This is a genomic window from Microbacterium natoriense, from assembly GCF_030816295.1.
In the GTDB taxonomy this organism is placed as follows: Bacteria; Actinomycetota; Actinomycetes; order Actinomycetales; family Microbacteriaceae; genus Microbacterium; species Microbacterium natoriense_A.
In genome coordinates, this window is sequence record NZ_JAUSXV010000001.1 from 3,670,077 (window position 1) to 3,683,025 (window position 12,949).

General features: G+C 68.6%; 10 protein-coding genes. 2 read left to right on the top strand and 8 right to left on the bottom strand.

Annotation, left to right across the window (positions count from 1 at the left end):
* Nucleotides 1-169: 169 nt before the first annotated feature.
* The 6 genes from QFZ53_RS17425 to gabT form a co-directional block, all read right to left on the bottom strand.
* The gene (locus tag QFZ53_RS17425) at nt 170-1,531 is read right to left on the bottom strand and encodes an NAD-dependent succinate-semialdehyde dehydrogenase (protein WP_292909419.1); all 1,362 of its coding nucleotides are present in this window, start codon (nt 1,529-1,531) and stop codon (nt 170-172) included.
* 90 nt (nt 1,532-1,621) lie between these two features.
* Complete coding sequence (locus tag QFZ53_RS17430; protein ID WP_307298529.1) at nt 1,622-3,088, bottom strand: NAD-dependent succinate-semialdehyde dehydrogenase; 1,467 nt, start codon at nt 3,086-3,088, stop codon at nt 1,622-1,624.
* A 30-nt stretch (nt 3,089-3,118) separates the two neighbouring features.
* Complete coding sequence (locus QFZ53_RS17435) at nt 3,119-4,663, bottom strand: APC family permease (RefSeq protein ID WP_307298531.1); 1,545 nt, start codon at nt 4,661-4,663, stop codon at nt 3,119-3,121.
* Entirely contained in the window at nt 4,663-5,547 is an 885-nt protein-coding gene (locus QFZ53_RS17440; RefSeq protein ID WP_292909425.1) for a universal stress protein, read from the bottom strand. The genes QFZ53_RS17435 and QFZ53_RS17440 overlap by 1 nt, the downstream gene beginning before the upstream one ends.
* Complete coding sequence (locus tag QFZ53_RS17445; protein WP_307298533.1) at nt 5,547-6,932, bottom strand: flavin monoamine oxidase family protein; 1,386 nt, start codon at nt 6,930-6,932, stop codon at nt 5,547-5,549. The genes QFZ53_RS17440 and QFZ53_RS17445 overlap by 1 nt, the downstream gene beginning before the upstream one ends.
* 88 nt (nt 6,933-7,020) lie before the next feature.
* Nucleotides 7,021-8,382, bottom strand: a complete 1,362-nt coding sequence (gene gabT / locus QFZ53_RS17450; protein WP_307298534.1) for a 4-aminobutyrate--2-oxoglutarate transaminase — start codon at nt 8,380-8,382, stop codon at nt 7,021-7,023.
* 94 nt (nt 8,383-8,476) lie between these two features.
* On the opposite strand from gabT, the gene QFZ53_RS17455 reads away from it, so the two are divergent.
* On the top strand, nt 8,477-9,985 hold the full coding sequence (locus tag QFZ53_RS17455; RefSeq protein WP_307298536.1) for a PucR family transcriptional regulator: 1,509 nt from the start codon (nt 8,477-8,479) through the stop codon (nt 9,983-9,985).
* A gap of 27 nt (nt 9,986-10,012) precedes the next feature.
* On the opposite strand, the gene QFZ53_RS17460 is transcribed toward QFZ53_RS17455, so the two are convergent.
* The gene (locus tag QFZ53_RS17460) at nt 10,013-10,720 is read right to left on the bottom strand and encodes an MBL fold metallo-hydrolase (RefSeq protein ID WP_307298538.1); all 708 of its coding nucleotides are present in this window, start codon (nt 10,718-10,720) and stop codon (nt 10,013-10,015) included.
* 55 nt (nt 10,721-10,775) lie between these two features.
* Here QFZ53_RS17460 and QFZ53_RS17465 point away from each other — a divergent pair, with 55 nt between their 5' ends.
* The gene (locus QFZ53_RS17465; RefSeq protein ID WP_307298539.1) at nt 10,776-11,333 is read left to right on the top strand and encodes a TetR-like C-terminal domain-containing protein; all 558 of its coding nucleotides are present in this window, start codon (nt 10,776-10,778) and stop codon (nt 11,331-11,333) included.
* 93 nt (nt 11,334-11,426) lie between these two features.
* On the opposite strand, the gene QFZ53_RS17470 is transcribed toward QFZ53_RS17465, so the two are convergent.
* Nucleotides 11,427-12,878, bottom strand: a complete 1,452-nt coding sequence (locus QFZ53_RS17470; RefSeq protein ID WP_292909437.1) for a helix-turn-helix domain-containing protein — start codon at nt 12,876-12,878, stop codon at nt 11,427-11,429.
* Nucleotides 12,879-12,949 lie beyond the last annotated feature (71 nt).

Genomic DNA, 12,949 nt, shown 5'->3' on the forward strand with positions numbered 1-12,949 from the left:
GCATGCCTCGTTACGATCCGGGGGGGGCGACACGCCAGATCGGGGGACGAAACGTGGAATTCGTCCCCCGATCTGGCGTGTCGGCCCCGGAAGTGGTGTGTCGGGATCGTCCCAGAACAGGAAGGAGGGGACGGATGCCGCGGCATCCGTCCCCTCCTTCCGTACGCGATCAGGCGACGCGGATCAGCTTCTTGTTGACGAACTCGTCTGCGGCCAGCAGCCCCATCTCACGTGAGGTGCCGCTGCGCTTGACACCCCCGAAGGGCAGTTCGGGGCTGTCGGCGAGCACCACGTTGACGTAGACCATGCCCGCGTCGATGTTGTTCGCGACGCGCTCTGCCTGATCGGCGTCGGTCGTGAACACATAGGAGCCGAGACCGAACGAAGTGTCGTTGGCGATCGCCACGGCCTCGTCCTCGCCCGCGGCGCGGTAGACGACCGCCGCGGGGCCGAAGAGCTCCTCGCGGTACACGTCCATGTCTGCCGTGACGTCGGCGAGCACGGTCGGGGCGAAGAACGCTCCCTCCCGAGTGCCGCCGGTCAGCAGCGTCGCGCCCTGCGACACCGCGGTGTCGATCTGCTTCTGCAGATTCTCCGCTGCGGCCAGCGAGGAGAGCGGGCCGAGCACCGTGTCCTCCTGCGTCGGGTCGGTCGCCGTCACGGCGGCGAGAGACGCGGTGAACTTCTCCACGAAGGCGTCGTACAGCTCGTCGGCGATGATGAAGCGCTTCGCACCGTTGCACGACTGGCCGTTGTTGTCCAGACGCGCGTCGACGGCCGCCTGCACCGTCGCCTCGAGATCGTCGGTGGACAGCAGGATGAACGGGTCGGATCCGCCGAGCTCGAGCGCGACCTTCTTCAGGTTGCGTCCGGCCACCTCGGCGACGGCGGCGCCCGCGCGCTCCGAACCGGTCACCGACACGCCCTGCACGCGCGGGTCGGCGATGATCGTCGCGGACTGCTCGTTCGTGGCGTACACGTTGACGTAACCGCCGTCGGGCAACCCCGCGTCACGGTAGATCTCCTCGAGCAGCGCCGCCGACTCGGGGCACTGCGGAGCGTGCTTGAGGATGATCGTGTTGCCGAGAACCAGGTTGGGACCGGTGAAGCGCGCGACCTGGTACGCGGGGAAGTTCCACGGCATGATGCCGAACAGCACGCCGAGGGGTGCGCGACGGATCACGGCGGTGCCCTCCCCCAGGATGTCGATCGGCTGGTCGGCGTTGATCTTCTCGGCGTTGTCGGCGTAGAACTCGATGATGTCGGCTGCGAAGTCGACCTCGCCGACGGCCGCGGCCAGCGGCTTGCCCATCTCGCGCACGATGATCGCTGCGAACTCGTCGCGGCGGGCGCGGTGGCCCTCGGCGATCCGGCGGATCACGGCCGCCCGCTCGGCCACGGGAGTGCTTCCCCAGACGGATGCCGCGGCGTGTGCGCGCGCGATGGCGTCGTCGATCTGCGCGTCCGTGAAGGTGTCGTAGGTGGCCACGGTCTCGCCGGTGGCGGGGTTGATGACTGCGTAGTCGGTCATGTCATGTCCTCTCATTGCGTTTCGTCTCGCTTCGCTCGCTCAACGACCGGGCGGGGTGCGTTTCAGCGCGCTCAACGACCGGGCGGGATCTCAGCTGACCGGGATCAGCGTGTACTTGGTGGACAGGTACTCGTGGATACCCTCGAGACCGCCCTCGCGCCCCACGCCGGACTGCTTCACGCCGCCGAAGGGGGCGGCTGCGTTCGACACGACGCCCACGTTGAGACCCATCATGCCGGTCTCGAGCTTGTCGATCATCCGCTGTCCGCGCTGCAGGTTCTCGGTGAACACGTACGACACCAGTCCGTACTCGGTGTCGTTGGCGAGGCGCACGGCCTCATCCTCGTCCTCGAACGTCGCGATCGCGAGCACGGGGCCGAAGATCTCCTCGCGGAGGATGGCGGAGCCTGCGACGACGTCGGTGAGCACGGTCGGCTCGTAGAACGTGCCCGTGCCCTCGAGGGCCTTGCCACCCGCGAGCAGAGTGGCGCCGCGGTCGACGGCGTCGCCGACGAGCTCGGCGGCCTTGGCGACGGCATCCGCATCGATGAGCGGGCCGATCGCGACGCCGTCCTCGGTGCCGCGGCCGATCTTCATCGCGTTGACGCGCTCGGTGACTTTGCGCCCGAACTCGGCCGCGATGTCCTTGTGCACGATGAAGCGGTTGGCCGCCGTGCAGGCCTGGCCGATGTTGCGGAACTTGGCGGCGAGCGCGCCCTCGACAGCCTTGTCGAGATCGGCGTCCTCGAACACGACGAACGGCGCGTTGCCGCCCAGCTCCATCGACACGCGCAGCACGCCCTCGGCGGCCTGCGCGATGAGCTTGCGGCCGACCTCGGTGGAACCCGTGAACGAGAGCTTGCGCAGACGGGGGTCGGCGATGATCGGAGCAGACAGCGCGCTCGAGCGCGAGGTCTGCACGACGTTCACGACGCCCGCCGGAAGATCGGCCTTCTCCAGCAGCGAGGTGAAGAACATCGTGGTGAGGGGCGTGAGCGCCGGGGGCTTGATCACGACCGTGCAGCCGGCGGCGAGAGCCGGGGCGATCTTGCGCGTCGCCATCGCGAACGGGAAGTTCCACGGCGTCACGAAGAACGACGGACCCACGGGGCGCTGCGACACGACCATGTGGCCGGTGCCCTCGGGGTTCAAGCCGTAGCGACCGGCGATGCGCACGGCCTCCTCGCTGAACCATCGCAGGAACTCGCCGCCGTAGCCGACCTCGCCGCGTGCTTCGGCGAGCGGCTTGCCCATCTCGAGGGTCATCAGCAGCGCGATGTCCTCCTTGTGCTCCTGCACGAGGTCGAAGGCACGGCGGAGGATGTCGCTGCGCGTCCGCGGCGCAGTGGCCGCCCACGACTCCTGTGCCGCGACAGCGGCGTCGAGGGCGCGGATGCCGTCGGCCGGGGTGGCATCGGCGATCGTGCGGATGACCGCTCCGGTCGACGGGTCCTGCACGTCGAAGGTCGCGCCGGTCTCGCCGTCGACCCACTCGCCGCCGATGAAGAGGCCGGTGGGGATGCTGTCGAGCAGAGCCTGCTCTGTCTGAGTGCTCATGGGTTCTCTTTCTGTGAGTGCGTGCGGGGGTCAGCGACGGCGCAGGCTGGGCGGGGCGTCCGCGCCCAGCGTCTCGCCGCGGAAGAAGGCGGGTCGGCGGATCGCCTGCCACACCATGATCACGATGCCGACGCCGATGATGCCGACGCCGAGCACGAACACGAGGCCGACGCCGCCGATGCTCGACCCGCTGCCGTAGGCAGGGTCCATCGAGTCGATGAGGGTCGTCACGAACAGCACCGCGAGGATGGCGCCGCCGACGAGCGGGAACAGGAAGGTGAAGAAGAAGCTGCGAGCCGAATCGAACCACTGCCTGCGGAAGTACCACACGCACGCGAAGGCGGTGAGGCCGTAGTAGAAGCAGATCATCATGCCCAGCGACAGGATCGTGTCGGTGAGGACGTTCTCGCTGACCAACCGCATCACGGCGTAGAAGGCGGATGCCACCACTGCCGAGACGATCGTCGAGTACCCGGGGGTGAAGAATCGCGGGCTGACCCTGGCGAACTTCTTCGGCAGGGCGCCGTAGTGCCCCATCGCCAGCAGGGTGCGGGCAGGACCGACGGCCGTCGACTGCAGCGACGCCGCCGAACTCGACAGCACGGCGAGCGAGACGAGGAACGCCAACGGGCCGAGGATCGGATCCGACAGCGCGAAGAACACGTTCGCCGAGATGTCCTCGTTCGCGAGGCCGTACTCGCCCGTGCCGACGCCCGCGAACATGATCAGGCCGATCGCGAGCAGCAGGTACAGGGCCACGACCACCACGACCGTGACCATGGCGGCACGGCCCGGGGTCTTCGCCGGGTCCTTGGTCTCCTCGTTCATGGTGAGGACGACGTCCCAGCCCCAGAAGATGAAGATCGACAGCGACAGCCCTGCGGCGAAGGCGCTGAACGACGGCACTTCGAACGGGTTGAACCACGACCACGAGAACGCGGTGGGCTCGGGGGCGTCGCCCGAGACGGCCTTGACGATCGCGACCGTCGCGAAGACGATGAGCACGAGCACCTGGAAGCCGACGAGGACGTACTGGAACTTCTGCGTGGTCTGCATGTCGCGGTACGACACCAGCGTCGCGCCGAGCATGAAGAGCAGGCACACGAACACGTTGATGAACGGGTTGAACGCGAGGTCCGCGATCCCCGGGTTGCCACTGACCTGGGCGATCAACAGGAAGAGGAACTCGACGGCGATGCCGGCGAGATTCGACAGCACGATGACGGTGGCGGCGATGAGGCCCCATCCGGTCATCCAGCCGATCCACGGGCCGAACGCCCGCACTCCCCAGGTGAACGAGGTGCCCGAGTCCGGCATCATGCGGTTGAGCTCGCGATAGCCGAAGGCGGTCAGGAGCATCGGGATGAATCCGACGAGCATGATCGCGGGCACCTGCGTGCCGACGACGGCGACCGTCGGTCCGAGCGACGCGGTGAGCGTGTAGGCCGGGGCGATCGTGGAGACGCCGATGACGACTGCTCCGACGACGCCGACCGCCCCTGCGCTCAGTCCTTTCTGGGAGATGCCGGTCGTCACACCGGATTCGGGCTCCGTCGCCCGGTTCGAGCTGCTCATCAGCGGACTCCTGCTTCGGCGCGGGTGCGCGGGACGACGATCATGGGTACGGGCAGTTCGTGCAGCATCTTCGCTGCGGTGGAGCCCAGGAACAGACGACGCGGCTGCGCCAGTCGGCTGGAGCCGACGAGCACGACCTCCCCGGGGAGCCACGAGAGATTCGCGACCGCATCCTCGACGGTGTCACCAGGGGCCTCTTCGACCTCGGCCTTCAGTTCGTCGGGCAGAAGGCCCTGTGCCACGGTCAGCACGTCGTGGGCGTGCTGGTCGCCGACCAGGCGGATCGCGCCCGTGTCGAGACCGGGTGGCACGTCGAACGGCACGAGCGACACCAGACGCAGCCCCACCTGGGATTCGGTCGCGATCGCGGCGGCCTCGTCGAGGAGGTTGTCGGCACCGGCTCGGTTGCCGACGGCGGCGGTCACTCGCGGCAGGACGTGGTCATCCTGGTCTGCGGTGCCGGCGGGTGCGAGGGCCACGGGGATGGTCGAGGAGTGCAGCAACTCGGACGCCACGCTTCCGAGACGGTGACGGCCGAAGATGCTGCCGCTCGCCGTGCCGATCACGATCAATCGCGCGTCGAACTCCTCGCCGGCGGCGATCAGCCCCTCGGCGAACGAGTCACCGAAGCGCACATGCGCGGTGCGGGTCAGTTCCTGCGGCAGCCGGACGACGGCATCCTCGAGCCACTCCTTCGCCTGGCGGCGGATGTGATCCTCGTATGCGCGCTCGGGAGGCACGGCGGCGCTGCGGGTGCCCTCTGAGGGGAGCACGATCACCAGGTGCAGCACCGCCCCAAGGCTGCGCGCGAGCCGCGCGCCGAGGGCCGCGGCATCGGCCCCGGCATCCGTCGCCGTGTAGCCGACGACGATCGCGCCGGCCATCAGCCTGCGTCGCGGCTCGAGGCCACGATGTTCGATGCGGCGAGGTGACCCATGCGGATCGCGCCGTCGACGTGCTGGTAGCCGGCGCCGGCCAGGTCGCTGCAGGCGAAGTGGATCGGCCCGACGGGCGTGCGCAGATCGGCGCCGTAGCGGTGCAGACCGCCCATGTCGAAGCTGGCGGCGTATGCGCCGCGGGTCCACTCCTCCGTGCCCCAGTCGCTCTCGTAGTACACGACCGGGTTCTTCGCCTCCGGACCGTAGTAGTGCGACAGCGACTCCAGGATGCGCTCCTTGCGCTCCTCGGCCGTGAGGGTGAACACGTCGTCGGCGTTCTGGTCGGACACGAAGCCGACCAGGGTGCCGCGGTCGTCGCCGTGGTTGGTGTTGTCGTACGCCTCGTGCACGAGCTCGTACGGGCTGAACGCGGTCGCACTCAGGCCGCTCTCACGCCAGAACGGCCGCTCGTAGACCGCATGGACCTTGATCACGAAGCCCATGGAGATGTGCTGGTGCATCTGGTGCTGGCGGCGCGGGAGCGCGGGCACGAAGGAGATGCGGTTGTAGAGCACGGGCGCGAACGCGAGGATCGCGTATCGCGCCTTGACGGTCATCTCGTCGGTGGTCGCAATCACGAACTGGGTCCCTGAGCCTGTCGAAGGGTCGGACCATTCGAGCGTGCGCACCGGCTGGTTCAGGAAGACGTCGTCGCCGAGACGCTCGGCGAGCAGCACCGGGACCTGCTGCAGACCCCCGACGACGCGCTTGTCGAGGATGAAATCGGCGTCGACGAGGTTCGAATAGGAACCGGCGGATGCCGCCATCAGCAGCGACTGCAGCAAGGAGAACGCGTGCGTCGGCTTGGTGAGCATGGCGGAGCCCGTGGCGAAGGCGAGGTTGCGGACGGCCTCGTCGTCGTCGGTCTGCTGGCGCAGCCACGCGTCCCACGTGATCGTGTCCCACTCCTGGGCTCTCGGGTGCGCCCACGGCTGGTCGGGGTCGATCTCTGCGACCATCGCGTCGAGCAGCGAAGTGATCTCGGCGATGACCTTCTCGGTCTCGGCGGACACGGGGAACATCTCACCGGTGAAGCGGTGGGTCTGCCCGTCGGGGCCCACGTAGACGCTGTCGCCGTCCCGATAGCGGCTGTACGTCTCGAGACCCAGCTCCTCGATCGTGTCCTTGAGCGCGTCCTGGTCGGGAGACACCCACTGTCCGCCGATCTCGAGCATGGCCCCGTCGATGACGTCGGTCCACAGGCGTCCGCCGACGCGGTCTCTGGCTTCCAGCACGGCGACCGACAGGCCGGCTCTGCGCAGGTCGTTGGCGGCCGTGGTGCCTGCGGCACCGGCGCCGATGATCAGTACGTCGCGAGTGATCTCAGTCATCGTGCAACTCCTTTGTCGTGAAGAGAATGTGCCGGCCGCGACTCGAAATCCCCCGACACGAGTCGCGGCCGGACGTCTTGATATCGGCTCAGAGTGCCGAAAGTGCCGCTGCGACGACGTCGACGCCCTCGTTCAGGAGGTCGTCGCCGATCGACAGCGGAGGCAGGAAGCGGATGACGTTGCCGTAGGTGCCGCACGTGAGGACGATCACGCCCTGCGCGATGCACGCCTTGGCGACGGCCGCGGTGAGCGCGGCATCCGGAGCCTTTGTCTCGGGGTCCACGAACTCGGCCGCGATCATCGCGCCGTGGCCGCGGATGTCGCCGATGCGGGCGTCGCTCTGCTGGATCGCCGCGAGACGGGTCTTGAGGATCTCGCCGATCTCGCGGGCGCGCTCGATCATCCCGTCGTTCTCGAACACATCGATCGCGGCGAGCGCCGCGGCGCAGGCGATCGGGTTGCCTCCGTAGGTGCCGCCGAGACCACCGGAGTGCGAGGCGTCCATGATCTCGGCGCGGCCGGTGACCGCGGCCAGCGGAAGACCGCCCGCGATGCCCTTGGCCGTCGTGATCAGGTCGGGCTCGATGCCGAAGATCTCGCTGGCGAACATCGCACCGGTGCGGGCGAATCCGGTCTGGACCTCGTCGGCGATGAAGACGACGCCGTTGGCGCGGCACCAGTCGACGATCGCGGGGAGGAATCCGTCGGCGGGGACGATGAAGCCGCCCTCGCCCTGAATCGGCTCGATGATGACGGCGGCGAGGTTGTCGGCGCCGATCTGCTTCTCGAGCTGGAGGATCGCGCGGGCCGCAGCCTCAGCTCCCGTGAGTCCGTCGCGGAAGGGGTACGACGCGGTGGCGCGGTACACCTCGGGTGCGAACGGGCCGAACCCGCTCTTGTAGGGCATCGCCTTGGCGGTCAGCGCCATGGTGAGGTTCGTGCGGCCGTGGTAGCCGTGGTCGAAGGCCACGACGGCCTGGCGGCCGGTGTGCTTGCGGGCGATCTTGATCGCGTTCTCGACCGCCTCAGCGCCGGAGTTGAACAGCGCGCTCTTCTTGGCGAAGTCGCCGGGGGTGATGCGGTTGAGGGCCTCGGCGACCTCGATGTACGACTCGTACGGCGAGATCATGAAGCAGGTGTGCGTGAACTGCGCTGCCTGAGCGGCGACGGCGGCCGCGACCTTCGGGTGCGCGTTGCCGACCGTGGTGACCGCGATGCCGGATCCGAGATCGATCAGCGAGTTGCCGTCGGCGTCGACGACGACTCCGCCGCCGGCGGCGACGGCTGCGACGGGGACGGTGTGACCGACGCCGGCGGCGACCGCATCCGCCTTGCGGGCGAGGATCTCGGCCGAACGGGGGCCGGGGAGCTCGGTCACGAGGCGACGCTCCTGCGGGAGGTCGGGTCCGCCGAGGGGAACTGCAACAGCTGCGGTGTCGAGGAGTGCCATGTCCGCGAGCGTATGCCGCAGCACTTCCTCCACGCATTCGCCGCTCTGTACAATCTTGATCAGAGATTCACCGATGTGTACAACCAAGGAATACATGCCTGACACCGATCACCCCACGCTGCGCGCTCTGCTGCACCGGCGCGATCTCGACCTGACGCTCGTCTCCGATGAGCAGGCCCTGCCATCGGGCGCCCTCGATCGTGAACTGCGCTGGGTGCACAGTTCGGATCTGGCCGACCCGACGCCGTTCCTCTCCGAAGACCTGGCGCTGCTGACCACCGGCACGCAGTTCGACGTCGACACCGAGATCGACGTGTACGTGCGCCGACTGTCGGATCGAGGCGTGCTCGGCCTCGGCTTCGGCACCGAGGTGCACCGCTCCGGAATCCCCGATGAGCTCCTCGCAGCGTGCGACGCACACGCGATGCCGCTGTTCGAAGTGCCGTACCGCACGCCCTTCATCGCGGTCGCGCGGGCACACTCCGAGGCGATCGCAGCGCAGGCCTACGCGCGCCGCTCCTGGGCCCTCGACACGCAGCGCGCTCTCGCCCTGGCCGCTCTCCGTCCGCACGGGCTCGACGCGACGATCTCAGAGCTGGGTCGCAGGCTCGACGCCTGGACGGGCATGTACGACGCCGCCGGCGCTCTGCGGTTCGCTCACCCGCGCGACGGCCTCGACCTCGAGACCCTCGCTCTCCTCGGCGAGCGCGTGATGGAGGTGCTCACCCGGGGCCTCGAGGCCGGGCAGGCCCTCACGATCGGCACTCAGACCTTCATGCTGTTCACCGTGGGGCGCGGGGGCCACCTGCGCGGGGTGATCGCGCTCGCGCTCGACGCCCTCGACCCCGAGGCCCGCACCGTGGTCACCTCGGTGATCGCGATGGCCGGCCTCGCGCTCGAGCAGAGCGAACAGCTCGCGCGGAGCCGTCGGCGTCTGCACACGCAGCTGCTCGGATCGCTGCGAGATGACGATCCCTCCTTAGCCCGGCGGGTGCTCGGCAGCATCCCTGCCGCCCCGGTGGTGGTGGCGGTGGCCGCCGATGCGCCCGCGGGGCCCCTCGTCGACTGGTGGGAGCGCCGGCGCTCCGAGCACGGCACAGCGTCCTTCGTGGCGGAGACCGACGATGGCGTGGTGATCTGCGTGTCGGCCGGCGACGAGGCGCTGTTCGACGAGGTCGCCGCGCGTTTCGGCATCCGCATCGGCATCTCCGCACCGGAGCCGTACGACGCCTTCTCCCGCGCACACGCGCAGGCCCTCACCGCGCTGCGGCAGCAGGGGAACTCCGCAGCCGTCCGCTACGCGGATTCGGTGGGCTCGAGCATCCTCAGCGCTCTCGCGACCGACGAGGCGCGCGTCGTGGCCGAGTCGAGACTCGCGCCGCTGCGTGCGCACGATCAGCGGCACACCGGAGACCTCGAGAAGTCGCTTCGCACGTGGCTCGAACACGATGCCAAGGCCGAGTCCGCCGCTGCCGCGCTCGGTGTGCATCGGCACACCCTGCGCTCGCGGATCGCTCAGGCCGGCGGGCTGCTGGGAATGGACCTGGCCTCGTTCCCCGCCCGTGCTGAGGTGTGGACGCTGCTGCAGACCGCCAGAGACTGAGTCGTGCTCCCCCGGGCCGAGGGGAGTTCACCCACGCCTGTCGAGCTCCTCGAGCAGCGCGGCCACGGTGCCGTGGTACTCCGGGCCGTGACCGGGGAAGATCCGCGACTCGGGCAGGCCGCGCAGCGTCTCGAGGCTTCGCCTGGTCTGCGGCGCATCGTCGCTGAACGGCGCGAGGCGTGCCCCCGCTGCACCGGTGAGCACGTGACGGGTGGTGATGGCGTCTCCGAGGAAGAGCGCCTCGACCTCGGCGACCCTGATGGCCGCGGACCCCTTCGTGTGGCCGGGGATCGAGATGATCTCGGGGCGACCGGGCAGATCGAGGACGTCGCCGTCGGCCATCGCGGTGACCACCTTCGGATGCGTCTTGCGCAGCGCTCCTCGGCGCAGTCCCTTCCAGATGAAGCCGAGCGACGGGCCGAGACGCCAGGCGTCGGGCTTCACCCCTCGTGCAGGAACCGCGCCCGTGGCCAGATCTGCGTCGGGTTCGAGCACATGCACCGGAATGCCGTGGCGCGAACGAAGCTCTTCGGCGATGCCGATGTGATCGTCGTCTCCGTGGGTCAGCACGACACCGCGGATGTCGGCGATGTCGCGCCCGACCGTTGCGAGGGCCTTGCGGAGGATGCCGAGGTCGCCGGAGAGTCCGGCGTCGATGAGAGTCACGCCCTCATCGGTCACGATCGCGTGGATGGCGATGATGTCGTCGCCGATGCGGAGGATCTGAGCTGTCATGTTGGCTACGATACATAGCCTTGATGGCTACAGTCAATAGCCATATGCTGGAGTCATGCCCGCCCCGCAGAGAGTCAGCGCCGAGACGCTCGTCACCGCCGTCCGCTCCATCGCGGAAAAGGACGGAGTGGATGCCGTGACGATGAGCGCCGTCGCAGCCGCGGTCGGGGTGCGCGCACCGAGCCTCTACAAGCGCGCCTCCAACCGTCATGAGCTGCTGCGGCTCGCCGCTGACGACGTCGCCCGTGAGCTCGGCGAAGAGATCGCCGAGCTCTCCCGGCGGGTCGACGACCCCCGCGAACTGCTCGTCGGGACCGCCCGCGCCCTGCGCGGCATATCTTCCCGCTCGCCGAAGGTCACCACTCTGCTGTTCTGCGCCCCTGCCCCGCTCGCGGGCCCTTCGCCGGAGCTCGTCGCGCCGCTCATGGCCACCCTGCTCGCCGCGGTCACACGGCTCTCCCCCGAAGACCCGCTCTCGGCCGCACGCACGCTCACGGCGTGGGCGTACGGCTTCAGCACCATGGAGCAGAACGGCGGTTTCCGTCAGGGCGGCGATGTCGACGCCGCCTTCGAACGCGGTCTCGACATCGTGCTCGCCGGCATCGGCGCCTGAGCCGGCTCTCGATGTTCCCGTCGCAGAAAGTCCCGGTATTCGGCGGCGATACCGGGATCTTCTGCGACCGGAACGCGCCCGAGGAGACGGCGCTCACACCGGGGCGTGCGCCTCGAGGAACTCGTACACGTCGGTGGTGTCGACGCCAGGGAAGGCGCCGGTAGGAAGAGTCGCCAGCAGGGTTCGAGGGGTCTTCACGTTCGGCCAGGAGTTCTCGCGCCACCGCTCCTCCAGGTCGGCCGGAGCCCGTCGGCAGCACACCTCGACCGAGTGCTTCGACACTCCGCGATGCGGGGTGTCGCGACCGACGAACCACTTCGTGTCGTCGAAGCGCACGCCCACGCTGACCGAGTGCAGCCCTTCGCTCGACGCCTCCACTCGGGCCGTGCACCAGTACGTGCCGTTGCCGGTGTCGGTGTACTGGTAGTAGGGATTGAAGCGGTCGTCCTCGTCGAACACGACGCGACTCGTCCATCGACGGCAGCACATCTGCCCCTCGATCGCGCCGAGCCTGTCGGTCGGGAAGTTGACGTCGTCGTTCTCGTAGGCCTTGGTGATCGTGCCCGACTCGTGCACCTTGAGGAAGTGCACCGGGATGTCGAGGTGCCGGGTCGCGAGGTTCGTGAAGCGATGCGCGGCCGTCTCGTACGACACGGAATAGGCGTCGCGGAGATCCTCGATCGAGATCGCCCGGCGGCTCTTCGCCTCTTTCAGCATAGGCACGACGTGATCCTCGGGGATCAGGAGCGCTCCGGTCAGATAGTTCGTCTCGACGCGCTGGCGCAGGAACTCGGCATAACTGCGCGGTTCGGAGTGACCCAGCATCCGGCTCGACAGCGCCTGCAGCACCGAGGTGCGCGCATCGCCCTTGGCCTGCACCTGGCTGGAGAGATAGAGACGCCCGTTCGCGAGATCCGCGACGCTGCGCGTGGTCTGCGGGAGGTCGGGTGCGTAGTGCAGCGTGAAACCGAGATAGGCGGCGATCTCGGATGCCGCGCGCTGGGTCAGTGGTCCGCCCGAGTGCCCGACCGCGGTGAGGATCTCGGATGCCTTGGCCTCGAGATCTGCGAAGTGGTTGTCCTGCCGGCGCATGAGGTGCCGGAGCTCCACATTCGCCCGCCTCGCCTCTTCCGGCGTGGCGGCACGTTCGTCCTTGAGCCGGTCGATCTCGCCGTGCAGGGCGAGCAGAGCCTTCAGGGCGTCCGTCGGGAGGCTCTTCGCGATGCGGAACGGCTCGATGCCGAGGGACTGGAACGTCTGCCCCTTCATCGCACGCTCGAGCGCGATCTCGATCGCGCTGCGCTCGTCGAGAGGCTCGCCCTCCAGCAGCGCGTCGATCGACACGCCCAGGGCGCGGGCGATCGCCTGCAGCTGCGTGAGCTTGGGCTCGCGCTTGCCGGTTTCGATCATCGACATCTGGCTCGGGGCGCGATCCACCGCCGCCGCGAGGGCGTCGAGGGTCATGCCGCGAGACGTGCGCAACTGACGGATGCGGCGGCCGATCGTGAGGGCGTCGGCGTCTTCTTCGACGAAGGAAGCGGTCATGGCCGTGATTCTGTCACAGAAACAGAATTTTGATCAATCTTCACACGCCGTTTGGTCGGTCGAGGTGCGGA

Bases quoted from the DNA above. Each gene is read 5' to 3' on its own strand.
- QFZ53_RS17425 (WP_292909419.1), bottom strand. From the start codon at position 1,531: ATGACCGACTACGCAGTCATCAACCCCGCCACCGGCGAGACCGTGGCC.
- QFZ53_RS17430 (WP_307298529.1), bottom strand. From the start codon at position 3,088: ATGAGCACTCAGACAGAGCAGGCTCTGCTCGACAGCATCCCCACCGGC.
- QFZ53_RS17435 (WP_307298531.1), bottom strand. From the start codon at position 4,663: ATGAGCAGCTCGAACCGGGCGACGGAGCCCGAATCCGGTGTGACGACC.
- QFZ53_RS17440 (WP_292909425.1), bottom strand. From the start codon at position 5,547: ATGGCCGGCGCGATCGTCGTCGGCTACACGGCGACGGATGCCGGGGCC.
- QFZ53_RS17445 (WP_307298533.1), bottom strand. From the start codon at position 6,932: ATGACTGAGATCACTCGCGACGTACTGATCATCGGCGCCGGTGCCGCA.
- gabT (WP_307298534.1), bottom strand. From the start codon at position 8,382: ATGGCACTCCTCGACACCGCAGCTGTTGCAGTTCCCCTCGGCGGACCC.
- QFZ53_RS17455 (WP_307298536.1), top strand. From the start codon at position 8,477: ATGCCTGACACCGATCACCCCACGCTGCGCGCTCTGCTGCACCGGCGC.
- QFZ53_RS17460 (WP_307298538.1), bottom strand. From the start codon at position 10,720: ATGACAGCTCAGATCCTCCGCATCGGCGACGACATCATCGCCATCCAC.
- QFZ53_RS17465 (WP_307298539.1), top strand. From the start codon at position 10,776: ATGCCCGCCCCGCAGAGAGTCAGCGCCGAGACGCTCGTCACCGCCGTC.
- QFZ53_RS17470 (WP_292909437.1), bottom strand. From the start codon at position 12,878: ATGACCGCTTCCTTCGTCGAAGAAGACGCCGACGCCCTCACGATCGGC.